The following is a 24,380-nucleotide window of genomic DNA, read 5'->3' as shown; positions in this document are numbered from 1 at the left end:
TTTTTCTTTTTTATATATAATGTTCACAACGATAGAACTTATGAAAATTTACCCCATATTTAGCTAAAATTTGATTTATATCGAGGTGATATTACAGGGTTATACAAAAAGTAAAAATTTATGTTTAGGAGGATGGGATGGATGGGGAATAGCTTGTTCAGAAAGAAGAACATTGATCAGCTGATCGCCGCTACACGGGGAGAAAAGGCGCTTAAAAGGGAATTGGGTGCGTTCGATTTAACAATGCTTGGGATTGGAGCCATTATTGGAACGGGGATTTTTGTTTTGACAGGTACGGGAGCAGTTACGGCTGGACCGGGCTTGGTATTGTCTTTTGTGATCGCGGGGCTCGCTTGTTTATTCGCAGCACTGGCTTATGCCGAGTTTGCTTCCACTGTTCCAGTATCCGGTTCTGTTTACACTTTTACATATGCTACGATGGGAGAGCTATTGGCTTTTATTATCGGATGGGATTTAATTTTGGAATATATGTTGGCCGCCAGCGCTGTTTCTGCAGGTTGGTCGGGTTATTTTGTATCCTTTTTGAAAGGAATTGGTCTTCATATCCCGATTGAATTCACTGCTGCGCCAGGAGCTTTAAAAGACCAAACTACTTATTTTAATCTTCCAGCTTTTTTAATTTTGATGGCTATCACGTTCTTGCTTTATTTTGGGATAAAAGAATCCAAACGAATTAACAATATCATGGTTATTGTTAAAATTGTTGTCGTTTTATTGTTTATCATTGTGGCTATTAAATATGTAAAGCCAGACAACTGGACACCGTTTATGCCATTTGGGTTCAGTGGGGTGTTTGGAGCCGCAGCCCTTGTGTTTTTTGCTTTCATTGGCTTTGATGCCGTTTCATCAGCCGCTGAAGAAACCAAAAATCCAGCTCGTGATTTACCGCGTGGCATTATTTTCTCACTTGCTATTTGTACGCTTTTGTACGTGATCGTTAGCGCGATTATGACAGGTATTGTGCCGTATATGCAATTTGAAGGTATCTCCCATCCTGTGTCATTGGTTTTGCAGGTTGCCGGTCAGAACTGGGTGGCGGGTATTGTGGATATCGGAGCCATCTTGGGGATGACAACGGTCATGCTGGTAATGCTATATGGTCAAACCCGTATTATGTTTGCGATGTCACGTGACGGCTTAGTTCCTAAAGTATTGTCAAAGGTTCATTCCAAATATAAAACGCCCTATATTAACACCTTGTTTTTTGGTACTTTTTCTGCATTAATGGGTGGGTTGATCCCGCTGGATGAGTTAGCAAGCTTGGTGAACATTGGAACCTTATCAGCATTTATTCTCATTTCGGTCGCTGTCATAGTGATGAGAAAAACACAACCCGATTTGCCAAGAGCTTTCCGATGTCCTGGGGTTCCATTTATTCCAATTCTGGCTATCATTTCATGTGGGGTGCTTATTCTTAATCTGAATGGTCAAACGTTTATTCGTTTTATCATTTGGCTTGTTATTGGTATTGCCGTTTACTTTTTATACTCCAGAAAAAACTCGCTTTTGAATCAGGATTCTGAAAACTAACCATTTCATACTATGAAGTTAAAAAGACAGCCTTGTTTTGATATGAAAAGGAGGTTGTCTTTTTTTTATGTGAATTTTAGAAAGTACGGTCTTTTTCCTCTTTAATATTGCAGTTGCTACGAATTGTAAGTTTAGCCTCATAAATGCGATGACTAGATCATAAAATGTACAGTACAGATATCTGTGACGCTGGTGTAACAGCGTCTAGTGACGGTTGAGACATAGGATGAAACCGAATGGTAATAACAAGCGATTAAAAAAGCAGCATAGCTGCCGTCAAAATAATTATTTGCCGTTGGATAACAGTTATTTTGATGACAGGAAAGGAGATTTCGCCGTATGAGCCGGATGAGCCGCAAACTGCGAAAGTGGGCCAGCGAGACGTTGGAGCTTCCGCAGGACATTCTATTTGATCTGCCGCGGTTAACCCTCATCGGCAGCCGCCAGCTTTATGTAGAGAATCACCGGGGTGTGGTGGATTTCACGCCAGATCAACTCGTACTTGCACTTGCGCAAGGCAGGCTAAGGGTGTCAGGCCATAATCTAATCATTACGTCTATCCTGCCAGACCAGGTAAGTGTAGAGGGACATATTACGGATATTCAAATGGAAGGAACGGAGGAAGGCTCGTGAAACATCCCGCTTTAGCAAAGCTGCGTGGCACGGTTACCCTAGCTGTCGAGGGCGAAAGTGTGGAAGCATTCATTAATTTACTCACTGATCATCATATACCTGTTTGGAACGTGCGGCCAATGGGTACTAGACATGCAGAAATGAACCTTCTGCTGCCGCACGTCTTCCTGCTGCGTCCGCTTTTGAGAAGGACAGGCTGCAAAATGCATGTTCTCAAGCGTCAAGGACTTCCCTTCACTGCAGTACGACTCGCCAAACGCAAATTTTTTCTCACAGGACTGGCCTTGTTCTGGATAGGCCTCCTGCTGATGTCATCGCTCATCTGGGACATTGAAGTGAAAGGGAATGATAAGCTCCCAACGGAATCCATTCTGAAAGCAGCCCGACAGGAGGGGCTTTATCCGTTTCAATGGAGCTTTCGTCTTTCCAGCCAGGACAAGCTTTCGCGCGCACTCATGCAGAAGCTTCCGGAGGCATCCTGGATCGGTGTGGAAAGGCAGGGGACCTTGGTGACAATTCAGGTTGTTGAAGCTTCACAGCCTACTCCCCCGTCGCTCTACAGTCCACGTCATCTTATCAGCAAGGCGGACGCGGTGGTCACTGAAATTTTTGCCGAACAAGGTCGTCCTGTTGTGCATAAAAATACGCGGGTCAAAAAAGGAGCAATTCTCATTTCAGGAACGCTTGGCGATGAGGAGAATCAGCAACAGGTCGTAGCCAAAGGAGAGATTAAGGGGCTTGTGTGGCATGAATATGAAATTAGTAGTCCCATGGTACGACGCAGCAGCACATATACGGGTAATAGTCACGATCGCTTGTATCTGGTGATAGGCAACCGTGCGATACAATTGTGGGGATATGGAAAAATACCTTATTCTACACATAAAACAACCGTTGAGCATGATCCGCTAACATGGCGTTCTTACAAACTTCCGATGGGTTGGATGAATGAAAGTGTGAGGGAGACAAAGATACAAGAGCAGAAGTTAACGGAAACAGAAGCCAAAATGTCAGGAATAGAAGGCGCACGCGCGGATATTTTAGCTAAATACGGCAAAGGAACGAAAATAATGAGCCAAAAAATTTTGCATGAGAAGAGAGAGAATGGTAAAGTTTATATGAAAGTACTTTTTGAAGTGGAACAGGATATTGCGGAAGAACTTCCGTTAGTTCATAACCAAGGAGAATGAGGCTATTTGGCAGAACAACAACGCAGCATACAAATTGCATTGAACAGTGCGGGAGAAGGTCAGGCGTTATTCGGCCCGCAGGATTCCTTTTTAAAATTGATCGAAGCAGCTATTCCTGCAAAAATAGCATCTCGTGAGGCGGAAATTAATGTTTTTGGTGATGCTCACGAAGTAGAAGTGCTCGAACAATTGTTCGATGTTTTGCTCCAGTTAATTCGTAATGGGTATATACTGACCGAAAGGGATGTCCATTATGCGATTGAGCTGGCAAAAGATCTGCGCGCTGATCAGTTGCTTGATTTGTTCAAGGGAGAAATTACGACGACGTTTCGGGGCAAACCGATTCGTGTCAAAACAATTGGACAGAAGCACTATGTAACCACGATTAAGAAACGCGATATTGTATTTGGGATTGGCCCAGCGGGTACTGGTAAAACCTATCTGGCTGTAGTGCTGGCCGTAGCTGCTCTGAAGGAGGGTTCAGTCAAGCGTATTGTACTGACTCGCCCTGCGGTGGAAGCTGGTGAGAACTTGGGCTTTTTGCCTGGGGATTTACAGGAAAAGGTTGATCCATATTTACGCCCGCTTTATGATGCCCTATACGATGTGATGGGGCCAGAACAGACGGCGAAAGCGCTGGAGCGCGGGTTGATAGAAATTGCGCCACTGGCTTATATGCGGGGTCGTACGCTGGATGACTCATTTATTATTTTGGATGAAGCCCAAAACACTACACCGGAGCAAATGAAAATGTTTTTGACTCGACTTGGCTTTGGTTCCAAAATGGTTATTACCGGCGATGTTACGCAAATTGATTTACCTCGTGGCAAGAAATCCGGTTTGATTGAAGCAAATGCGATTTTAAAAGGGATTGACGAAATAGGCTTTGTCCAGTTTGCGGAAGAGGATGTTGTTCGTCATTCCCTGGTTCAAAAAATCATCGTCGCTTATGACCGTGTTGCTGAAAATCAAGCCTAAGCTCTTAAGCACGAGTATAGTGTGTATGATCAGAAAACGAATACAATGAGCAGCATAGCTGCCTTGAAAAAGATGATGGAGAGGGATTGTTTTAGATGACCTCGAAGGAATTATCTAAAGGAAAAACGTTCCAGCATAGAATGAATGGATGGAAGTATAGCGTGGCGACACGCTATCTTCTGTTTTTATTTTTGGTGGTTCTTTTTTATGTGGGTTTTGCATCCAAGCTGCTTCCCGAACGCTACGACATCCGGGTGAATCAACCGAGTGAAAAGGAAATTGTCGCTCCAATGCAGCTTCCTAACAGTAAGGCGACTTTGAAGGCCCAAGAGGAATCTGCTGAGCGCGTGCAGCCTATGTATACCATTGTACCGATCCGCAACGATAACCTGATTACCGGTATTTTGGATCGAATTGAACGGCTAAATCAGGATGATCAGGTCTCCAGAGCGGACAAGATTTCGATTTATAAGGATGAGATTCCTCAACGTGCACGGGAATTCGTGCAAAATTTTGTGAACAACAGCCGTAATGCGGATGCCTATCCAGATAAGTTGCTGGATGAGGTACTGGAAAAAACGAAAGAGCAAACGTACCGAATCCCAGAGGAGACATACATCAAAATTCCGCGACTTACATCTGAGGATATTGCCGAAATGCGGCCCGTAGCCCGTGAGATTGTTACAGGGTTGATGAATGATCAAATTACGGATGCCCAGACTGCCCGAGCCAAGGTAGCTGAGCGCGTGAGTACAAGCTCGCTTACCAAACGTACCTCCCGGGAGGTTGTTCAGGAACTTGCACGGCTTGTGATTACAGCCAACAAGTTTTATGATGATACAGCTACGAAGGACGCTAAAGTACAGGCTCGTGAAGATACACCGACAGTTTACATTAAACAGGGTGAAGTGCTCGTTAAAAAGGGTGAGATTATTACCCAGGAAATCTATACACTGCTTGATGAGAACGAGCTGCTCAAGGATAAAATCAACTATTGGCCACAATTCGGCCTGCTGATGTTGTCTATGATGCTGGCATTGGGTCTGTTTATGTATATTCGTCAATTTCAATCACGAACACGAAACTTCAAGTATAATAATGCACAGTTGCTCATGCTGGTGTTAATCTTTGTGATTACAGTGGGGGCGATGCTGTTAATTTCTATACTGCAGACTAGTGAACGATCCTATCTCGGCTATCTGGCGCCTATCGCGCTTGGAGCTATGCTTGTAACGCTGTTGCTTGACATGTCGCTGGCATTCGTATGTGCCGTTATATTCAGTATATTGGCAAGTGTTATTTTGAATGTCCGTCAAGGCCAGATTTTTGATTTTAATTTTGGGTTTTTTGCCCTTGTGGTCTGTTTGGCGTCGATTTTTTCCACCCACCGGGCCAGCCAGCGTTCAACGCTGTTCAAGGGAGCTATCATGGTATGCCTGTTTGGGGCTCTGGGTGTTTTTTCTCTGGCTCTGATTGACCAAGGGAACTGGACTCAAACAACGACACTCTATGGGGTAGCCTTTGCATTTGCAGGCGGTCTGGTTACAGCGATCCTCGTTATAGGGCTAATGCCATTTTTTGAATCCACCTTTGGCATCTTGTCTGCACTGAAGCTTGTTGAATTGTCAAATCCCAATCACCCATTGCTCCGCAAGCTGCTTACCGAGACTCCTGGCACATATCATCATAGCGTTATGGTAGGTAATCTGTCGGAGGCTGCAGCGGAGGCTATAGGAGCAAATGGGTTGTTGTGCCGGGTTGGTTCGTATTATCATGATATTGGTAAAACCAAAAGGCCTTCGTACTTCATTGAAAATCAAAATGGGATGGAAAATCCGCATGATACAATAGAGCCCAAGCTGAGTAAATCCATCATTATAGCCCATGCTCGTGACGGTGTGGAAATGCAATTGGATTACAAGCTACCCAAGCCGATTCGTGATATAGCCGAACAACACCACGGAACGACATTCCTGCACTATTTTTACCACAAGGCATTGCGTGAGGCGGAAGAGCGGGGAGTGGAGCCTGACTTCACGGAGGATGATTTCCGTTATCCGGGACCGAAGGCTCAGTCGAAAGAGGCTGCTGTAGTAGGAATTGCTGATAGCGTGGAAGCGGCAGTTCGTTCCTTGCGAAAACCTACGGTGGAGCAGGTAGAATCTATGATTGAGAAAATTATTAAGAGCCGTCTTGATGATCACCAGTTTAACGACTGTGAGCTGACCATGAGGGAGCTTGATATCGTGGCCCAAACTCTCAAGGAAACAGTAATGGGGATTTTTCATTCCCGTATTGAATATCCAGAGGAAAGACCTAAGCCCGAAAGTGGAAAAGCTTAGTATTACTTGTGCATGAAGCACAGCTAAAGCATTAGAATTAAAAGGAGCGGTTGGCATGGGCCTTCAATTAGCTTGGAATAATGAACAAAACGATATGGTAATTAACGAATCGTTGATCACGCTGCTGAACACCTTATTAGAGCAGGCTGGCAAAGCGGAAGGGGTTACAGACGGTGAGGTTGCCCTTACTTTCGTGAATGATGATCAAATTCATGAGTTGAACAGGGATTATCGCGGTATTGATCGTCCCACTGATGTGTTGTCTTTTGCTATGAAGGAAACACTGGATGAAGAGCTTGAAATTATCTACGAACCGACGGAAGATAATCCATTAAATGATGTACCCGATGTTCTGGGGGATATTATTATCTCTGTACAGACAGCGCAAGCTCAAAGCGAAGAGTATGGACATTCAATTGAGCGTGAAATCGGGTTTTTGTTTGTCCACGGTTTTCTGCATCTGTTAGGTTATGATCATCAGGACGATGCAAGTGAGGCTGAAATGATGGGTAAGCAGGAAGCTGTGCTGGCTCAAGTGGGGTTGACACGGTAATGAGACGTCAGCCTTGGAGAATGACCTTTCGCTATGCTGCAGAAGGCGTGATATACGCCCTGCGTACGCAAGTAAATATGCGGATACATGTGGTTGTGGCGCTTCTTGTCATTGTAGCAGGTCTAACTCTGCGCATCTCCCGGCTCGACTGGTTATTCGTGTGCTTGGCCATTGCCATAGTCATTGTAGCCGAACTGATCAACACCGCTGTTGAAGCAGCGGTGGATCTAATCTCACCTGATATTCATCCGCTGGCCAAAGCGGCTAAAGACACCGCCGCCGGAGCCGTGCTCCTGGCAGCGGTTTTTGCTGTAATTATTGGCATATTTGTATTTTATAGACCTTTGTTGACGTTAATGAGTCAGCTGCTTTAATGAAAAAATAAAAATTAGGTGCTTAATCGCGCTGGAGGAAATAAAATGGCTAAGAAACACTTTAAATCTGGCTTTGTCGCAATTGTTGGCAGACCCAATGTCGGAAAATCAACATTGATGAACCATGTCATTGGGCAGAAGATTGCCATCATGTCAGACAAGCCCCAAACGACACGGAATAAAATTCACGGCGTATATACCACAGAGGACACACAAATTGTATTTTTGGATACACCAGGAATTCACAAGCGCCAGTCAAAGCTGGGCGATTATATGAATCAGACCGCTTTTAATACGTTGGGTGAAGTAGAGACGGTACTTTTTCTTATTGATGCTGCTGAAGGTTTAGGCGGAGGCGACCGTTTTATTGCGGAACAGCTTAAACAAGTAAAAACACCAGTTATATTGGTATTGAATAAAATTGACCGCATCGAGCCAGAGGCATTGTTGCCCCTGATTGAGCAGTATCGCAAGTTGTATGACTTTGCGGAAATTGTACCGATCTCGGCCAAAATGGGCAATAATGTAAACACCCTATTGGATCAGGTTCAAAAATACTTGCCAGAAGGTCCGCAATATTACCCTGATGACCAAATTACCGACCATCCAGAGCAGTTTGTCATTGCTGAGCTGGTACGGGAAAAGATTTTGCACATGACACGTGAGGAAGTACCCCATTCTATTGCGGTTATGATTGAAGACATGAAAGTGCAGGAGAATGGTGTAGTGCATATTATGGCGGTTATTTTTGTAGAGCGTGATTCCCAGAAGGGAATCATTATCGGCAAACAGGGAGCCATGCTCAAAGAGGTAGGCAAACAAGCCCGTCAAGATATCCAAAACTTGCTAGGCTCCAAAATTTTCCTGGAACTTTGGGTTAAGGTCAAAAAAGACTGGCGTAACCAGGAACGTGTCCTTCGTGACTTGGGCTTCCATCGCGACGCCTAAAAGTAGATATCATATCTACGATCACTTTGGTCCAAAGAATTATACAGACTAAAATTGATATCAATCAATATGTATAGTAGTTGTATGTATCATAAAAAAAGCCGTCCGACTCTACCACTGACGTATGGATTAAGTCTTTCAGTCATTCCAAGCGCCGCTCTTGTGCGGCGCTTAACTTCTCGCTATTCCTTCCCTTTTCTTCCAGTGATGAAATAAGGAGTGCTTTTTAAAAGAGTTATTTTATTGTAACTGTATGCACGTTGTAGCGAAGCGAAGAATTTGAATCTGAAGAAGCGTCAGCGTTCGCCTTTACCCCTGAATTTACTCCTTTTCTCATTGGATAAAATAAATTCAGGGGTAACAGCGATCGTAAGATCAAATCATTTGCGAAGCGGTGTCCAGACCGTACACAGTAGCCTTTTTCAACGTAATCCATTTATTTCATCGCATACTTCCCCTCTCTTCGCATCATCCTATTTTTGAGATGCAGACGTCATTTCCGAAGAAAGGATGAATACGATTGCGAGATTTTTCGTGGAAGTATTTTGCGATGACTGGAGATGTCGGTGCGTATCTGTTATACAGGGAGAGCGCCGTGACAAGGGAGCAAGACACGGATGAAGGAGAGTCGGACGAGCATGAAGAAGCCCGTGAATAATACGAACCACTGGCTTCTTCGCGAATGTTTGGGGGAAGAAGCATGCTTTACAGGATGGAAGGAATCGTCATCCGCAGCATGGATTACGGTGAGGGGAACAAAATTATTACGCTTTGCACCGAAAGCGGAGGCAAAGTAGGTGTGCTAGTCAGAGGCGCGAAAAAATCCAAAAGCCGTCATGCCGCTTTAACGCAGCCGTTTACGTACGGTGAATTTGTTTTTTTTCGCAACACTGGCTTAGGCACGTTGAATGCCGGTGAAATTATCCAATCCCACCATACACTGCGCGAGGATATTACAAAGGCTGCTTACGCTTCCTATGCTTGTGAATTGCTCGATCGGGTGTTACAGGATGAGGAAACAGGTGCATTTTGGTTTAAGCAGCTTAAAGCCTGCTTGGAGGCACTGGAGAGTGGCAAAGATCCGCTGATCGTCATGAGTATTTATGAATTTAAAATATTGCAGGCGGCCGGATATGCACCTCAGCTTGATGCTTGTATTTCAAGCGGTCAACGATGTGCTGATGAGGATATGTTTATCAGTCCGAGGTTAGGTGGGGTTTTGTGTCGGGGTTACAAGCATTTTGATCCGGCTGCGTTAAGTGTTGCTCCGCGTACATTGAAGTTGCTGCGCTTGTTCGCCCAAATAGATTTGAATCGACTCGGCAATATCGACGTGAAGGACTCCACCAAGCTGGAGATCAAACATGTCATGCGTCAGTTCATGGATATGCAGTTGGAGGTCAAGCTGAAATCCCGTAATTTCCTGGATCAGCTTGACAAGTACGACATGTGAAATGTGGTGTTCTCTTGACTGTATCACTGAAAACGTGTAATATCCTACTATATATCTCCTTTGGGAGCAGATGCATTGAACGAGAAAGTAACGAGACGTATTCTCTGTAGTTAGCGAGTTGGGGATGGTGTAAGCCCGGCGGGAATTGTTCGTGAACATGGCACTCGGGAGCGTCTGAATGGACACGGAAAAGAGGATTACGATCTGACTGGTGATGTAGGGTCGCAATCAAGTAGGGTGGAACCGCGGGAGTTAGCTCTCGTCCCTACGTCTGTACAGGCGTAGAGGCGGGGGCTTTTTGCTGTCTCTAGCAAGGCTTATGGAATAAATTAGCCCTGTACATATGAGTTTAAGGATTAGAAATCACCAACATTTTAGGGAATTGGAAAGGAAGCGTGTGCCCATGAATTTTCAGCAGATGATTTTAACGCTGCAACAATTTTGGTCTGAACACAACTGTATTATTGTACAGCCTTATGATACGGAAAAAGGGGCAGGCACGATGAACCCGATGACGTATTTACGTTCAATTGGACCTGAGCCGTGGAACGTAGCTTACGTTGAGCCTTCTCGCCGTCCGTCTGACGGACGTTATGGTGAGAACCCGAATCGCCTGTATCAGCATCATCAGTTTCAAGTGGTTTTGAAGCCTTCACCTGATAACATTCAGGAGTTGTATCTGGAGAGTTTGAGCCGTTTGGGCATTAACCCACTGGAGCATGATATTCGTTTTGTTGAAGACAACTGGGAAGCTCCGACGCTGGGAGCCTGGGGATTAGGTTGGGAAGTATGGCTGGACGGTATGGAAATTACCCAATTCACGTACTTCCAGCAAGTGGGCGGTATTGATGCCAGTCCGGTTGCGGTTGAAATTACGTACGGTATGGAGCGTCTTGCTTCCTACATCCAGGACAAAGAAAATGTGTTTGATTTGGAATGGGTTAATGGAATCTCGTACGGTGATGTTTTCCACCAACCAGAATTTGAGCATTCCAAATATACGTTCGAAGTATCTGATGTCAAAATGCTATTTACTCTTTTTAACATGTATGAAGAAGAGGCGAATAAAGCGATGGCGCAGCATCTTGTATTTCCAGCCTATGATTATGTGCTGAAATGCTCTCACACGTTCAACTTGCTGGACGCTCGCGGAGCCATCAGTGTAACGGAACGGACAGGTTTTATTATACGAGTGCGTAATTTGGCGCGCCAGGTCGCTGCGACCTATCTGGAGGAGCGCGAGAAGCTGGGCTTCCCGCTGTTGAAGAAAGGAGGTGCGGCAAATGTCTAAGGATCTATTGTTTGAGATCGGGCTGGAAGAAGTGCCTGCACGTTTTATCCCGAATGCGATTCAGCAGTTGAAGGAACGTATGACGGCGTGGCTGGACAGCTCGCGTATTGCTTACAGTGCTGTAGAGGCTTATGCTACACCTCGTCGTTTGGCGGTACTTGTTAAGGAAGTAGCGGAGAAGCAGGAAGATATTAACGAAGAAGTTAAAGGACCTTCCCGCAAAATCGCACTTGATGAAGCCGGTAACTGGAGTAAGGCTGCTCTAGGCTTTGCCCGTAGCCAAGGTGTTGATCCTGAACAGTTCACGTTCAAAGAACTTGGAGGCGTGGAATATATTTACGCGACCAAGAGCAGCATAGGTGTACCAACGGCAGATGTGCTGTCCGAAGGTTTACTACACATTTTACATGCCATGACATTCCCTAAATTTATGCGCTGGGCAAGTTATGATTTTAAATTTGTTCGTCCAATCCGCTGGTTGGTAGCCTTGTTTGGTAGCGATATTGTTAATTTGGAGATTGCTGGCGTACAGTCAGGGAATGTGACAAGAGGACATCGCTTCCTTGGACAGGAGGCCGTTGTAGAAAGTCCAGCGGACTATGTTGAAGTACTTCGCAAGCAGCATGTTATTGTGGACATTGAAGAACGTCAGTCGCTTATTGTGAAGCAGATTGAAGCACTTGCAGCCGAAAAAGATTGGACGATTGCGGTCAAGGATGATTTGCTGGAAGAAGTGCTGTATTTGGTGGAAACTCCAACAGTACTGTTCGGTGGCTTTGACCCTGCATTCTTGAACATTCCGAAGGATGTACTGATTACTTCCATGCGTGAACACCAACGCTATTTCCCAGTGCTGGATCGCACAGGAAAGCTGCTGCCATACTTTGTTACGGTACGTAATGGTGGCAGTCAATCGCTGGAAGTCATTGCAAAAGGAAACGAAAAAGTATTGCGCGCGCGGTTGTCTGATGCCAAATTCTTCTATGAAGAAGATCAGAAGCTGGAAATTAAGGATGCACTCTCCAAGCTGGAAAGTATCGTTTTCCACGAAGAGCTGGGAACAGTTGGAGACAAAGTGCGTCGAATTCGCCGCATTGCTGATGCTCTGGCAGAGAAGCTACGTGTTTCCCCAGATACACAGGAATCGGTTAGCCGAGCAGCAGATATTTGTAAATTTGACCTTGTAACACAAATGGTCTATGAGTTTCCGGAATTGCAAGGGGTTATGGGCGAGGATTATGCCCGTAAGGCTGGAGAGAAGGAAGAAGTGGCAAGAGCGGTGTTTGAGCATTACCAGCCGCGATTCGCAGGAGAAACGGTTCCTTCAACGAACGCTGGAGCGATTGTAAGTATCGCAGACAAGATAGATACCATTACAGGCTGCTTCTCCATCGGTATTATTCCGACAGGTTCACAGGACCCTTACGCGCTTCGTCGCCAGGCAGCAGGTATCGTGCAGATTCTGTTGGATCGTAAGCTTTCGGCTACGTTGTCTGATGTGTTCAATATCGCGCTTGATGTGCACAGCAACTTTGGAAATATGAAACGTTCCGCAGATGAAATACGTAAAGAATTACATGAGTTTTTCGGATTACGCGTGAAGAAACTATTGTCCGAGACACTTCGTTATGACGTTGTAGATGCTGTGCTTTCAGCTGGATATGACGATGTTGCTTCTGTGGTTAACCGCGGGGCTGCATTAATGACTGCTGTACAAACGGGTGATGTCTTCAAGGCAACAGTGGAGTCTTTTAATCGCGTAGGTAATTTGGCTGCTAAAGCAGTTCACAAGTCAGTGAATACGGGTGAATTTACGGAACAGGGCGAGAAAAACCTATACGAAGCATGGTATGGCGCCTATGAGTCTTATTGTACAGCCTTACAGGAAGGTGATGCGACACAAGCATTGGCGCTTGCTTCATCCATTACTCCTGCGGTGACGGCGTTCTTTGACTCCGTTATGGTTATGGCTGAGGATGATGCTGTACGTAATAATCGTTTGGCATTGCTGGCTGCTATTGACTCAGAATTGAAGCGTTTTGCTGATTTTTCCAAGCTTGTAGTTTAAACGTCGGTTGTGGTAGTATGAACAACTTGAAAAAATGGGTATAAATATACGGAACGGTGTAAGAGTGATCTTGCAGCCGTTCCGTATTTTACTCGAATGCGGATACGAGATGGGGGATGCTCATGGGAGGGTCCGGAAATTTCCCGGATGTACGGATCGTTGTTGACGGGGACGCTTGTCCTGTTAAAAGTGAAATTGCAGAGACAGCTTCCCGTTTTCATATTGACGTTATTATGGTATCTTCGTATGATCATCTCATTCAGGGCAGCAAAGGCGTAAGCGTTGTTAAAGTAGACCGAAGCGACCAGAGTGCCGATCTCTATATTGCCAATCATATCCGCCGCGGAGATATTGTAACAACCAACGATTATGGTCTTGCTGCACTCGCCTTGGCAAAAGGTTGTGAAGTGATGTCTTTTCGCGGAACGATTTATCGAAACGATTCGATAGACTTCATGCTGGACCGACGCCACACTTCTGCCAAAGAACGGAAAAAAGGACGTTATGGAAAAGGTCCTAAACCGTTTACATTAGAGGATCGTGAAGTTTTTCAACATAAACTGACAAAACTTTTACTTCGCTTGCAGGAGAATGAGTAACGGTATCGAATTATATTTACGTGCTAAAGAGATGAAGGTGGTTAATATGAGTGCCGGACAAGGTAACATACCGGACGATATCATCGAGTCAGTTTTACAACATCATGATATTGTAGATACGGTAAGCAAGTACGTGCATTTGACCAAGCAGGGGAAATATATGAAAGGCCTCTGTCCTTTTCATTCCGAAAAAACCCCTTCATTCACCGTGACACCGGATCGTCAGATTTTTTACTGCTACGGCTGCGGCGCGGGAGGCAATGCCATCAAGTTTATGATGGAAATCGAAGGACTATCCTTTCCCGAAGCTGTCAGGACAATGGCAGAAGAAAGTCATATTCCGCTCGGCGAATGGCAGGGACGTGATTCATCGCATCAGCATCCTGAGTTGGACAGGCTGTTGCAAGCGTATGAACTAACTTCTAAGATGTACCATTTTTTGCTTAAAAATACGGAGCACGGCAAACCAGCCATGGAATATTTGCGTTCACGGGGATTCAGTGACAAGATCATTGACCAATTCCAAATTGGCTATGCACCCAACCGATGGGATACGATCGTTCAGTTTCTAGAGAAGCGTTCTTTTGATCCTGTCGAGATGGAAAAGGGAGGACTCATTTCTCCCCGACATGAGGGTGATGGATATGTAGATCGATTCAGAGATCGTATCATGTTTCCCATTTGGAATCGAAACGGAAAAGTTATTGCCTTTGCAGGCCGTATACTTGGCGAGGGGCAGCCGAAGTATTTGAACTCGCCGGAGACCAAGCTATTTAACAAAAGCCGAACGCTGTACAATCTCCATCATGCTAAGACCTCAATTCGCAAGCTTCGTCAAAGTGTTCTTTTTGAAGGCTATGGCGATGTCATCTCGGCATGGGAAGCTGGCGTACAAAATGGAGTGGCTGCCATGGGGACTGCTCTAACGGAGCATCATGCTACGATGTTAAAGGGACTGTGCGACGAGGTTATTATTTGTTATGATGGTGACCGGGCAGGACAAGCGGCAGCGCTTAAAAATTTTCCGCTGTTGGAAAATGCGGGACTTCACGTAAAAGTAGCGTTGGTCAGCGATGGTATGGACCCGGATGATTTTATCCGGCAATACGGCGCTGAACGTTTCCAGCGCCAAATTATCGAAAGTGCTGTTTCAACGGTGAAATTTAAGCTTATATATCTGAAAAAAAACCATATACTGCAAGAGGAAGAAGGAAGAATTGCGTATTCCCGCGAAGCATTAAATGTCATTGCACCTCTGTCATCCCCGACTGAGCGGGAAGTGTATCTGCGCGAAGTATCTGCCGAAGTCAAGGTGGATTTTGAAACCTTAAAGCAAGAATGCAATTTACTCCGTCAATCCCTGCAAAAAAAACAGAACTTTGGGGATAATAACGAAAATGGGTGGAATAATGGTAGGCATAAAAAAGGGCAGGTCTCTACGCCCAATCTGTTGCCGGCTTACCATGTGGCTGAACGCAGGCTGCTTCACTGGATGATGCAGGATTTAGAAGCTGCAGAGTATGTAGAAAAGCATCTGGGGGACGCCTTTAATATTGAGGATCATGCAGCAATTGCTGCTTATCTATATGCCTATTACGCGCAAGGGAAGTTACCGGATACAAGCCGTTTTATTTCATCTTTGCAAGACGACCGACTGGAGAAGAACGTAAGTTCGATCATGATGATGGATGCTCCAGGCGTATGGGCACCGCACATTTTGGATGATTATATTCGTCAAGTGCGAAAATTTCCATTGCAGGAGCAACTGGATTTGAAGAGGGAAGAAATGAGAACCGCTGAGCGCTCAGGTGATTTTTTGCGTGCAGCACAAATTGCAAGCGAGATTATAGCCCTAGAGAGACAATGAACACACAGAGGTCGGATGTTTCTAGGAGGAGGGAGTCGAAAGATGGCGAATGATCAGCATACTGAACTGGAGACGGAATTAACACTGGATCAGGTTAAAGATCAACTGATTGAGTTGGGTAAAAAAAGTTCCTCTCTGAACTACAAAGATATCATGGAAAAACTGTCGCCGTTTGATCAGGACCCCGAGCAAATGGATGAGTTTTATGAGCAGCTGGGTGACTTGGGGATTGAGGTTGTGAATGATAACGACGAAGAAGTTACCAGATTGCGTCAAAATGACGACCCGGAAAACAATGACGGGGATGATTTTAATTTCGATGACGATCTGAGCCTGCCTCCCGGTATTAAAATTAATGACCCGGTCCGGATGTACTTGAAGGAAATTGGTCGTGTACCGCTGCTTTCTGCAGATGATGAGGTGGAGCTTGCCAAACGGATCAATAACGGCGATGAAGAAGCTAAGCGTCGGTTGGCTGAAGCAAACTTGCGTCTGGTTGTAAGTATTGCCAAACGTTATGTTGGTCGCGGCATGCTTTTCCTGGATCTAATTCAAGAAGGTAATATGGGTTTGATTAAGGCAGTAGAAAAATTTGATTACGAAAAAGGCTTTAAATTCAGTACGTACGCAACCTGGTGGATTCGTCAGGCGATTACGCGCGCAATTGCCGATCAGGCGAGAACGATCCGTATTCCAGTGCATATGGTGGAAACGATCAACAAGCTGATTCGCGTATCGCGTCAACTGTTGCAAGAGCTGGGGCGTGAACCTACGCCGGAAGAAGTGGCTGCCGAGATGGAGCTAAGCGTGGAAAAAGTACGGGAAATTATGAAAATTGCCCAAGAACCGGTTTCATTGGAAACACCAATTGGTGAAGAGGATGACTCACATCTAGGGGATTTCATTGAGGATCAGGAAGCATTGGCGCCTGCAGATGCAGCTGCCTATGAGCTTCTGAAGGAACAACTCGAGGATGTCCTGGATACGTTGACCGAACGGGAAGAGAATGTTTTGCGTCTCCGTTTTGGTTTGGACGACGGAAGAACCAGAACTCTTGAAGAAGTGGGTAAAGTGTTCGGTGTTACACGTGAACGTATTCGTCAGATTGAGGCCAAAGCGCTGCGTAAGTTGCGCCATCCAAGCCGCAGTAAGCGACTGAAGGATTTCCTCGAATAGAAGCGTAACATTGCGGACCTTCTGCGGCTTGAAGCGCGCAGAAGGTCTTTTTTTATCTCATGGCAGCCTTGGTGGAGGGGAAGAAGCTTGGACCAGGAGAAAAAACGGACAATACTGTTACATGAAATTGAGCATTGGCGGCAAAGTCGGCTGCTCCCTGAGCAATATTGCGATTTTCTGTCCAACCTGTATCGGGAAGATGAAAATCCGGCACAAAGCCAGAACCGTAACAACACCGGGCTGCTTACATATCTTCGACATGGGCATGGGATCGCCTGGATTCTTGGTTTTGTCATTATTTCCTGCATTTGTTTGATCGGTTTTTATTTTACCGCTTTTCCGTTGGCAATGCAAATATGCTCGGCAAGTGCAGTTACTGCGATTTGCTATGGGATGGCCGCGGTTTGGCGGTCTTCCGAAAAGAGTATGAGTGCAATGTTGAGCACTTTAGGCAGTGCAATTATGCTGGGTTCAGGTGTCTGGATCATTCAGCTTCACCAAGGTGAAGCTAAGGTTTGGTTTTTAGTGCTGGTGGGTCTATGCGGTTTGATATGGTGTCTTGTGGGATTAACTTTGCGCATCAGCTTGCTTCATTACTGTGGTCTTGCTGGGCTGCTTTTAGTGTATGCGGTCCTTATAGGCCGCTATTGGCCTACAGCTACTTTAGCGATGCTTGAGGTATTTTGGATTTTACACGCAGTATTGTTGATTGGGTTAAGCTGGTGGGTACATCGCCGCTTTCCACGTTTCGCGTTGGTTTATTTTGCTATAGGCTTGACCCTAGTGTTTATGGCGGAAGCAGACACGATCGTCCTGCGCCATCAAGCAGCAGGGGAAGTGATTTTTTTAAGCATATTGAAGTTGGCTTTTGTTGTAGGAATTTTATTTTGGACTCGAAAAAAATGGATTACGTGGGTGACGTCATGAAACTTTCTCAGCGATTACAATATATTTTGGAACAAATTCCTGCCGGTAGCAGACTGGCTGATATTGGCTCTGATCACGGACTACTCCCTGTGGCTGCAGTGCGCTCCGGCAGAGTATCGCAAGCTGTAGCGGGTGAGGTCAACGATGGACCATTGCGTGCGGCTCAAAAGCAGGTGGCTGAAGCAGGTCTTACAGATCGCATTGCGGTTAGAAAAGGGGACGGCTTGGCTGTAATCAAGGCCAATGAGGTAGATGTTATTACGATAGCGGGTATGGGCGGAGCCTTGATCGCTTCTATTTTGGAGCAAGGAAAAGACAAGCTTGTTTCAGTGAAACAGCTTGTTTTACAGCCCAACGTGGGCGAGGATATTTTACGGCGCTGGCTAATCAAGCATCAATGGGTATTAACAAATGAACATATCATGGAAGAAGATGGTAAAATATATGAAGTTCTGACGGCAGTACCTGCTTCGGAAAGTTCGCTGAAACAGGATGACCTGTATCGGCCATGGGAACTTTCTGGTAGTTCGCTGGTACTGACAGAGGATTTGCTGATACAACTTGGACCGTTATTGGTCAAAGCACCAAATGAAATCTTTTTTTCGAAATGGCAATTGGAGATTCGCAAGCTTCAGGATGTGCGGGCACAAGTGGCTCGGTCAGATCAGGAATCTGCGCAGCATAAGCAGGAGCAATTGCGCAAGCAAATTGAACAGCTGGAGGAGGTACTTGCATGTTTGCCAAAGGACAGACAGTAATTAGCTACATGGAGCAACTGGCTCCGAAATACTTGGCAGTTCCAGACGATAGAATTGGGCTTCAACTGGGTAGTCTGCAAAAGGAAATAAAAAGCATTTTAGTAGCCCTGGATGTCAATGATGAGGTTGTTGAAGAAGCGATCCGCATAAAAGCTGATCTCATTATTGCGCATCATGCGATTATATTCCGCCCACTAAAAGCTTTGAACACGGACCAGCCTGCAGGCAGATTGTATGAAAAGCTGATCAAGAATGATATTGCTGTCTACATCAGTCATACGAATCTGGATACGGCTGAGGACGGCATGAATGATTGGATGGCAGAAGCACTGGGGATTCAAAGTGAAGGTACGCTGGAGGATGTTCACACCGAGCAATTATTCAAGCTTGTCGTTTTCGTACCCAAAACACATCATCAACGTGTACTGGATGCCATACTGAATGCGGGAGCTGGACATATCGGCAACTACAGCCATTGCAGCTTTAACATTGATGGTTATGGAACTTTTGTACCAGGTGAAGGCACACAGCCGTTTTTGGGTGAGCCAGGTAAAATGGAACGTAGTGAAGAGGTTCGTATTGAGACCATTGTACCGCAGGGTGTACGCAATAAAGTTGTCCAAGCGATGCTGAAGGCTCATCCTTATGAAGAGGTGGCTTATGACCTGTACCCTATGGATTTGAAAGGCCGTACCTTTGGTTTGGGACGAGTAGGCAAGCTCAAGGAAGCCCGCACGTTACGAGAGTTTGTAGATGTTGTGAAAAAAGGTCTCAACGTTGAGTATGTACGTGTGGTGGGTGACTTGGACCGTATGATCAAAAAAGCAGCCGTGCTTGGGGGCTCTGGCAGCCGTTATGTGAATAAGTCGCTTTTTAAAGGCGCTGACGTATTAGTGACGGGGGATATCGACTATCACACGGCTCACGATGCCCTGATGGCAGGCATTGCTATTATTGACCCTGGACATAACGCAGAAAAGATTATGAAGCCTAAAACCGCAGATTGGATGCGTAGACGCTTGGCCGAAGATCGATACTCAACGGAAGTATATGTATCTGAAGTGAACACCGAGCCTTTTCAATTTTTGTAAAACCTTCACATCTATGAGAAAATAAAGGAGAACTATTACATTTTTTCGTAGGGAGAGGTTGTATGCGAAAGTTGATAGCCGATTCTGTGATTCATGCCTATCCAGGGATGGTTGCAGTTGTTACTTCCCGCTATGAGGGAGTAAATAATGTCATGGCCTCAGGCTGGCATACATATATCGGATCATCACCGGGCATGTATGGCATTTCATTGAGGAAGGAAACGTATTCTTACGGACTGATTAAGAAAAGTGGAGGCTTTGGTGTTCAGTTTTTGCCTGCGCACAGATCGGAATGGATTCAGGCTGTAGGTACCTTTAGTGGTAAAGATGTAGATAAATTTCAGCAGTTTGGGATTGCATATGAGGACGGAATTTCAGTGGATGTGCCTATATTGCTGGAAGCTTATCTCGCTTATGAGTGTAAAGTAGTGGATATTCATACCTATGGAGATCATGATTGGATCGTCGGTGAAATACAGCAGACCTACCGGGATGATGAACTATTCCTAGATGAGGACGTTCCTGATTTTAGTAAGCTTTCAATTCCGTTATACGTGGGAAGGTCCGCTTATTACGTGGCAGATGATTCATTACAGAGAAAGGTACATCCGTTTTATTTGAACAAGTAAAGAGAGATCTCTATAATTTACAATATTTTCAGGGTTGTATCATGCACGCGTTCCCTGTATACTATGTAATGTTGTTCGGAAAGTTTGACAGACAATCGCTGGTGGCATAAGCCACGAGAGGAAAGTCCGGGCTCCATAGGGCAGGATGCTGGATAACGTCCAGTCAGCGCGAGTTGAAGGATAGTGCCACAGAAATGGACCGCCGATGGCCGCTTGCGGCACAGGCAAGGATGGAACCGAGGTGTAAGAGACCCCGAGGAACGCTGGTGACTTCGTTCCTGGTAAACCCCATCTGGAGCAAGACCTAAAGGGACACAGCTTCTTCGCGAAGCAGCCTTAGCCCGAGGCGTGTCTAGGTTGGTCGCTGGAGCTGGATAGCAATGTTCGGCCTAGATAGATGATTGTCGCTTTTAGTGGGAGGGTAGTTCCCGTCTGTACCACGAATAGCACAGAACCCGGCTTACGGAAAACTTTCCCCACTGCAACACCTTAAAATGTATGAATTTATTTTTTGTTAATGACCTGTTTGCATGAGAAACCTTTAATCCAAATGTATTTATTACATTAAAAAGGGTGCTTCATATTCCTGTGGGAATTATGAAGCACCCTTTTTAATTTGCAGCAGGATTACGCAGTCCGCTATATCTATGGAATGAAGCCCCCAACATAGTCAATGGGGGCTTCATTGTATTTACACTCTCCTAACGCAAAAACGTGCGAGGACGAGGCATGTAGTCAGTGTAGCGTGCTTTTGAAGCTGGAATTAACGTACGCTTTTTACCACATTTTTCTCCATATACAGCTTCAGTGCCCGGTCCAATCGGTCAACTGCTTTTGGAAGCAAGGCAGGATCGGTATGCGTGAAGTTGATTCGCATATGGTTGCTCCCGCTTAAGTCAGCATAAAAAACTTGTCCAGGTACAAATGCAACTCCTTCCTGAATCGCGAGTTGCAGTAACTGATCAGAACGGAAGCCTTCAGGTAAGGTAACCCACATAAACATGCCACCAAGTGCATCATTCCAAGTGATTCCTTCCCATTGACGTTCTCTCATTAACGATGTAAGACGCAACATCCGAGTGTGATACTCAGCGGACACGGTACGTATATGTCCCTCCAAATCAAAGAAGTCCAATAGCTCATTCAAAGCACGCTGGTCAATACTGCTGGAGTGCAGATCGGCAGATTGTTTGGCATTTGCGGTCTTAACGACGATGGCTTGATCGGCTACCAACCATCCAGAGCGAACACCTGGAGCGACAGTTTTAGAAAATGTAGAAGTGTACATTACATGACCGTCGCCACCTAGCTGTTGATCAATAGAAAATAGGGATGGGAAGTTAAGGTTTTCATCAAATTTGAGCCGTCCGTAAGGATCGTCTTCAAAAATCAAAGTTCCGTATTTACGGCATAGCTCAACAACGCCTGTTCTGCGTTCCATACTCCATACACTTCCTGCTGGGTTGGAGAAGGTAGGGATGACATACACGAATTTTGGCTGATGCTGTTTGATCTTGGCCTCAAGATCATCTAATTGCATACCGTTAGCGTCTGTATTTACACTTACAATGTTAGCGCCATAGGAATTGAATACCTGAAGAGCTGCCAAATAAGTAGGGGACTCCACCAATACTGTATCCTGCGGATCAAGCAACACACGTGAAACTAGATCAATGGTCTGCTGCGAGCCTGTTGTCATGAGGATGTTATCTCTGGTGACGGAGATGCCTTGGGATGACATGATTGCTGCCAGACGTTCCCGTAGAGGAATGTATCCCTCGGTTAGGCCGTATTGAAGTGCGGTAGTACCGCCGAGGCGGAATACCCGCTCATAGGCTTTAGCAACCGCTTCGACGGGAAAGAAGGCATCGGCCGGAAGGCCACCCGCGAGAGATAAAACATCTGTTCCCTGTGTCAGCTTCAAAATGTCCCTTACCATGGACGAGCCCTGAGTACGAGCCATACCCGAAAATTTGTATTCCAATCCAATCATCTCCTGTGTTCTATACTGTGCTAAGAAATTTGTTGTATTATATCGATAATGAAGTATAACAGTAAACGTCTAAATGTAACAGTTGATTTTTGGAGGGAAGGGTTCCGATGCATATTGATCTCAGCCGCAACAGCAGTGTCAAGTTATATTTACAGATTACCAAAACATTAGCGGACCGCATTCAGTCAGGGCTACTACCTCAGGGTACCAAGCTTCCCTCTATCCGTCATCTGTCCAGCCTGCTTGCGGTGAGTCCTGTAACTGTAAGTAAGGCGTATGCCGAGCTAGAGTCCATGAATTTGGTTACGTGTACACAGGGAAAAGGTTGCTACGTGACGGAAGCTTCAGTACCGATTTATCATGAGGGGACGCAGGATTTGTCTTGGCAGATGTCGTTGATCGATTATTTGCCGCGTGCACAGTTATGGAGAAACTTTAACCATAGCCGAAAGGCTACCTATTCTTTTCATATAGCGGCAATACAGCCGGAGCTTCTTCCCACACGCGAAATCATCGCAGATACTCACCGTTTATCCTCTGAAAATTCCGATGTAATGGCTGCATATGGAACTTTTGAAGGTGATTTAGAACTAAGAGAAGTGTTCGCAGACCACTTGAGTGAACGCGGTATACCTATAGTGGCAGAGCAACTGCTTGTGACCAGCGGAGCTCAACAGGGGATTGACCTGGTGGCGCGTACGTTTGTTGGCCCGGGAGATGTGGTCTACATGGAAGCTCCTACCTATACTGGGGCCATTGATGTGTTCACTAGTCGTGGTGCCAAAGTAATTATGATTCCGATGGACGAGGAGGGTATGCGGATTGATATTTTGACACGTCTCTGTGATACCCATCCCCCAAAATTGATCTATACCATACCTACCTTTCATAATCCTACCGGCGTAACTTTGACGATGGCCAGACGCACGCAATTACTGGATCTGGCTCAAAGTTATCACTGTCTCATTGTTGAGGATGATCCATTTTCCGATCTGTATTACAAAACTAAACCCCCACTCTCTATCAAGGCGCATGATCAGTCCGGGCATGTTGTCTATATCAAAAGTTTCAGCAAAACCGTTGCTCCTGGTTGCCGCATAGCTTGTGTAGCGGCAACTGGGAGTGTAATGGATCGTTTGGTGGCTGCTAAGTCAACTACGGATTTGGGAAGTCCTCTATTAACGCAAAAAACACTGCTACCTTTTCTCAGGAACCGACTTGACCAGCATTTTGTTTCATTGCGAGAACAAATTCGAGATCGTCTAACTGTCGCATTGAATACACTCCAGCGCTATGCTCCGCCAGAAGTTACCTGGTATGCTCCTGAAGGTGGTCTCAATGTATGGATTAAACTTCCCTCTATGGTGGATATTCCAGAATTGGAGCGGGTAGCTGACCGTGAAGGCATTTCCTTTTTGCCTGGTGCGGTGTGCTATGCAGGTGGTATGGATAGTAATCACATCCGTATTTCTTTTTCGTATACGGACAAGGAAACACTTAAATCAGGTCTGCGCAAGCTATGTAATTTGTTGGGCGATATTCTTGATCATTCGGTCATTGTGGAACGAAAGCCTATTTTATAAGGGATAACTGTATTAGGGGTTAAACATCCAAGCACAGCATATGCCTCCTTAATATGCTGTACTAATTCACCGAAAGGAGTTGCACATTATGAGTCATTGTCATTACGACCCGGTCGTGTGCCCGCCGATCCAATTTGTAAATCATCAATTTTACCCACAGGTGGTACCTGTTGTTCATCCGATTGAGATCATCAATCAGGCGCATGTTATACCTGTGCCCCACCACGTATTTCCGGTGGTTGTCAAGGATCCTGGTGACCCATGCTGTCATACACGCAGTCATGGAAAGCGACCTGTCCGTACCAGTTCCAAGCGTTAAGAAAGCCTAAAAAAGCAGCCATGGAGCAACATGGCTGCTTTTTCCAAAAGGGGTATC

At 45.5% G+C, this 24,380-nt stretch carries 22 protein-coding genes and 1 other RNA gene; 22 read left to right on the top strand and 1 reads right to left on the bottom strand.

The features are described 5' to 3' along the window. Positions 1 to 141 precede the first annotated feature (141 nt). The 20 genes from bcaP (at position 142) to rnpB (ending at position 20,906) form a co-directional block, all read left to right on the top strand. Positions 142 to 1,551: a branched-chain amino acid transporter BcaP gene (gene bcaP, locus EGM68_RS17070; RefSeq protein ID WP_129549633.1), complete on the top strand. Its 1,410-nt coding sequence runs from the start codon at positions 142 to 144 to the stop codon at positions 1,549 to 1,551. A 339-nt stretch (positions 1,552 to 1,890) separates the two neighbouring features. Further along, positions 1,891 to 2,184 (top strand): sporulation protein YqfC, encoded by a 294-nt coding sequence (gene yqfC / locus EGM68_RS17065; RefSeq protein WP_025679631.1) that lies wholly within the window; start codon positions 1,891 to 1,893, stop codon positions 2,182 to 2,184. Then, on the top strand, positions 2,181 to 3,374 hold the full coding sequence (gene yqfD, locus EGM68_RS17060; protein ID WP_129549632.1) for a sporulation protein YqfD: 1,194 nt from the start codon (positions 2,181 to 2,183) through the stop codon (positions 3,372 to 3,374). Before yqfC ends, yqfD begins: the two co-directional genes overlap by 4 nt. Positions 3,375 to 3,380: 6 nt before the next feature. After that, positions 3,381 to 4,352, top strand: a complete 972-nt coding sequence (locus tag EGM68_RS17055; RefSeq protein ID WP_013372143.1) for a PhoH family protein — start codon at positions 3,381 to 3,383, stop codon at positions 4,350 to 4,352. A 95-nt stretch (positions 4,353 to 4,447) separates the two neighbouring features. Continuing rightward, positions 4,448 to 6,694 carry an HD family phosphohydrolase gene (locus EGM68_RS17050; protein ID WP_058711711.1) on the top strand — a complete coding sequence of 749 codons (2,247 nt, stop codon included), beginning with the start codon at positions 4,448 to 4,450 and terminating at the stop codon, positions 6,692 to 6,694. Positions 6,695 to 6,749: 55 nt separating this feature from the next. Continuing rightward, on the top strand, positions 6,750 to 7,247 hold the full coding sequence (ybeY, locus tag EGM68_RS17045) for an rRNA maturation RNase YbeY (protein ID WP_013372141.1): 498 nt from the start codon (positions 6,750 to 6,752) through the stop codon (positions 7,245 to 7,247). Continuing rightward, positions 7,247 to 7,621: a diacylglycerol kinase family protein gene (locus tag EGM68_RS17040; protein ID WP_016324558.1), complete on the top strand. Its 375-nt coding sequence runs from the start codon at positions 7,247 to 7,249 to the stop codon at positions 7,619 to 7,621. The genes ybeY and EGM68_RS17040 overlap by 1 nt, the downstream gene beginning before the upstream one ends. 45 nt (positions 7,622 to 7,666) lie before the next feature. Then, the gene (era, locus tag EGM68_RS17035; protein ID WP_129549631.1) at positions 7,667 to 8,569 is read left to right on the top strand and encodes a GTPase Era; all 903 of its coding nucleotides are present in this window, start codon (positions 7,667 to 7,669) and stop codon (positions 8,567 to 8,569) included. Between the two features lie 520 nt (positions 8,570 to 9,089). Next, positions 9,090 to 9,227, top strand: a complete 138-nt coding sequence (locus tag EGM68_RS17030) for a YqzL family protein (protein ID WP_013372137.1) — start codon at positions 9,090 to 9,092, stop codon at positions 9,225 to 9,227. 42 nt (positions 9,228 to 9,269) lie between these two features. Continuing rightward, positions 9,270 to 10,022: a DNA repair protein RecO gene (recO, locus tag EGM68_RS17025; RefSeq protein WP_129549630.1), complete on the top strand. Its 753-nt coding sequence runs from the start codon at positions 9,270 to 9,272 to the stop codon at positions 10,020 to 10,022. A gap of 403 nt (positions 10,023 to 10,425) precedes the next feature. Further along, a complete protein-coding gene (gene glyQ / locus EGM68_RS17020; protein WP_013372135.1) occupies positions 10,426 to 11,313 on the top strand; it encodes a glycine--tRNA ligase subunit alpha in 888 nt (295 codons plus the stop codon). Beyond that, on the top strand, positions 11,306 to 13,381 hold the full coding sequence (gene glyS / locus EGM68_RS17015; protein WP_025679643.1) for a glycine--tRNA ligase subunit beta: 2,076 nt from the start codon (positions 11,306 to 11,308) through the stop codon (positions 13,379 to 13,381). Before glyQ ends, glyS begins: the two co-directional genes overlap by 8 nt. Positions 13,382 to 13,503: 122 nt before the next feature. Then, positions 13,504 to 13,980 carry a YaiI/YqxD family protein gene (locus EGM68_RS17010; protein ID WP_129549629.1) on the top strand — a complete coding sequence of 159 codons (477 nt, stop codon included), beginning with the start codon at positions 13,504 to 13,506 and terminating at the stop codon, positions 13,978 to 13,980. Next, on the top strand, positions 13,973 to 15,847 hold the full coding sequence (gene dnaG / locus EGM68_RS17005; protein ID WP_016324556.1) for a DNA primase: 1,875 nt from the start codon (positions 13,973 to 13,975) through the stop codon (positions 15,845 to 15,847). Before EGM68_RS17010 ends, dnaG begins: the two co-directional genes overlap by 8 nt. Before the next feature lie 42 nt (positions 15,848 to 15,889). Beyond that, positions 15,890 to 17,023 carry an RNA polymerase sigma factor RpoD gene (rpoD, locus tag EGM68_RS17000; RefSeq protein WP_007431230.1) on the top strand — a complete coding sequence of 378 codons (1,134 nt, stop codon included), beginning with the start codon at positions 15,890 to 15,892 and terminating at the stop codon, positions 17,021 to 17,023. 87 nt (positions 17,024 to 17,110) lie between these two features. Continuing rightward, positions 17,111 to 17,950, top strand: a complete 840-nt coding sequence (locus EGM68_RS16995; protein WP_129549628.1) for a hypothetical protein — start codon at positions 17,111 to 17,113, stop codon at positions 17,948 to 17,950. Next, complete coding sequence (locus EGM68_RS16990) at positions 17,947 to 18,708, top strand: tRNA (adenine(22)-N(1))-methyltransferase (RefSeq protein ID WP_013372130.1); 762 nt, start codon at positions 17,947 to 17,949, stop codon at positions 18,706 to 18,708. Before EGM68_RS16995 ends, EGM68_RS16990 begins: the two co-directional genes overlap by 4 nt. After that, positions 18,684 to 19,799, top strand: coding sequence for a Nif3-like dinuclear metal center hexameric protein (locus EGM68_RS16985; protein WP_129549627.1), 1,116 nt, complete (start codon positions 18,684 to 18,686; stop codon positions 19,797 to 19,799). The genes EGM68_RS16990 and EGM68_RS16985 overlap by 25 nt, the downstream gene beginning before the upstream one ends. Positions 19,800 to 19,861: 62 nt before the next feature. Continuing rightward, positions 19,862 to 20,428, top strand: a complete 567-nt coding sequence (locus EGM68_RS16980; RefSeq protein WP_129549626.1) for a flavin reductase family protein — start codon at positions 19,862 to 19,864, stop codon at positions 20,426 to 20,428. 79 nt (positions 20,429 to 20,507) lie between these two features. Next, positions 20,508 to 20,906: RNase P RNA component class A (rnpB, locus tag EGM68_RS16975), an RNA gene on the top strand. Positions 20,907 to 21,191: 285 nt separating this feature from the next. Here the strand turns inward: rnpB and EGM68_RS16970 are convergent. Continuing rightward, positions 21,192 to 22,412 carry an aminotransferase-like domain-containing protein gene (locus EGM68_RS16970; RefSeq protein WP_013372127.1) on the bottom strand — a complete coding sequence of 407 codons (1,221 nt, stop codon included), beginning with the start codon at positions 22,410 to 22,412 and terminating at the stop codon, positions 21,192 to 21,194. Positions 22,413 to 22,528: 116 nt separating this feature from the next. Between EGM68_RS16970 and pdxR the strand changes: the two genes are divergently transcribed. Beyond that, complete coding sequence (pdxR, locus tag EGM68_RS16965) at positions 22,529 to 24,004, top strand: MocR-like pyridoxine biosynthesis transcription factor PdxR (protein WP_058829887.1); 1,476 nt, start codon at positions 22,529 to 22,531, stop codon at positions 24,002 to 24,004. Positions 24,005 to 24,092: 88 nt separating this feature from the next. Then, the gene (locus EGM68_RS16960; RefSeq protein ID WP_013372124.1) at positions 24,093 to 24,323 is read left to right on the top strand and encodes a hypothetical protein; all 231 of its coding nucleotides are present in this window, start codon (positions 24,093 to 24,095) and stop codon (positions 24,321 to 24,323) included. Positions 24,324 to 24,380 lie beyond the last annotated feature (57 nt).

Origin of the sequence: Paenibacillus sp. M-152, from assembly GCF_003856555.1 — a bacterium.
Lineage (GTDB): Bacteria > Bacillota > Bacilli > Paenibacillales > Paenibacillaceae > Paenibacillus > Paenibacillus polymyxa_C.
The sequence above is the reverse complement of the archived record's forward strand: the minus strand, read 5'-3'. Positions and strand labels throughout refer to the sequence as shown.

What these genes read in the sequence shown, in the direction of transcription:
- bcaP (WP_129549633.1), top strand. Translation starts at nt 142, where the DNA reads ATGGGGAATAGCTTGTTCAGAAAGAAGAACATTGATCAGCTGATCGCC.
- yqfC (WP_025679631.1), top strand. Translation starts at nt 1,891, where the DNA reads ATGAGCCGGATGAGCCGCAAACTGCGAAAGTGGGCCAGCGAGACGTTG.
- EGM68_RS17050 (WP_058711711.1), top strand. Translation starts at nt 4,448, where the DNA reads ATGACCTCGAAGGAATTATCTAAAGGAAAAACGTTCCAGCATAGAATG.
- ybeY (WP_013372141.1), top strand. Translation starts at nt 6,750, where the DNA reads ATGGGCCTTCAATTAGCTTGGAATAATGAACAAAACGATATGGTAATT.
- EGM68_RS17040 (WP_016324558.1), top strand. Translation starts at nt 7,247, where the DNA reads ATGAGACGTCAGCCTTGGAGAATGACCTTTCGCTATGCTGCAGAAGGC.
- era (WP_129549631.1), top strand. Translation starts at nt 7,667, where the DNA reads ATGGCTAAGAAACACTTTAAATCTGGCTTTGTCGCAATTGTTGGCAGA.
- recO (WP_129549630.1), top strand. Translation starts at nt 9,270, where the DNA reads ATGCTTTACAGGATGGAAGGAATCGTCATCCGCAGCATGGATTACGGT.
- glyQ (WP_013372135.1), top strand. Translation starts at nt 10,426, where the DNA reads ATGAATTTTCAGCAGATGATTTTAACGCTGCAACAATTTTGGTCTGAA.
- glyS (WP_025679643.1), top strand. Translation starts at nt 11,306, where the DNA reads ATGTCTAAGGATCTATTGTTTGAGATCGGGCTGGAAGAAGTGCCTGCA.
- EGM68_RS17010 (WP_129549629.1), top strand. Translation starts at nt 13,504, where the DNA reads ATGGGAGGGTCCGGAAATTTCCCGGATGTACGGATCGTTGTTGACGGG.
- dnaG (WP_016324556.1), top strand. Translation starts at nt 13,973, where the DNA reads ATGAGTAACGGTATCGAATTATATTTACGTGCTAAAGAGATGAAGGTG.
- rpoD (WP_007431230.1), top strand. Translation starts at nt 15,890, where the DNA reads ATGGCGAATGATCAGCATACTGAACTGGAGACGGAATTAACACTGGAT.
- EGM68_RS16990 (WP_013372130.1), top strand. Translation starts at nt 17,947, where the DNA reads ATGAAACTTTCTCAGCGATTACAATATATTTTGGAACAAATTCCTGCC.
- EGM68_RS16985 (WP_129549627.1), top strand. Translation starts at nt 18,684, where the DNA reads ATGTTTGCCAAAGGACAGACAGTAATTAGCTACATGGAGCAACTGGCT.
- EGM68_RS16980 (WP_129549626.1), top strand. Translation starts at nt 19,862, where the DNA reads ATGCGAAAGTTGATAGCCGATTCTGTGATTCATGCCTATCCAGGGATG.
- pdxR (WP_058829887.1), top strand. Translation starts at nt 22,529, where the DNA reads ATGCATATTGATCTCAGCCGCAACAGCAGTGTCAAGTTATATTTACAG.
- EGM68_RS16960 (WP_013372124.1), top strand. Translation starts at nt 24,093, where the DNA reads ATGAGTCATTGTCATTACGACCCGGTCGTGTGCCCGCCGATCCAATTT.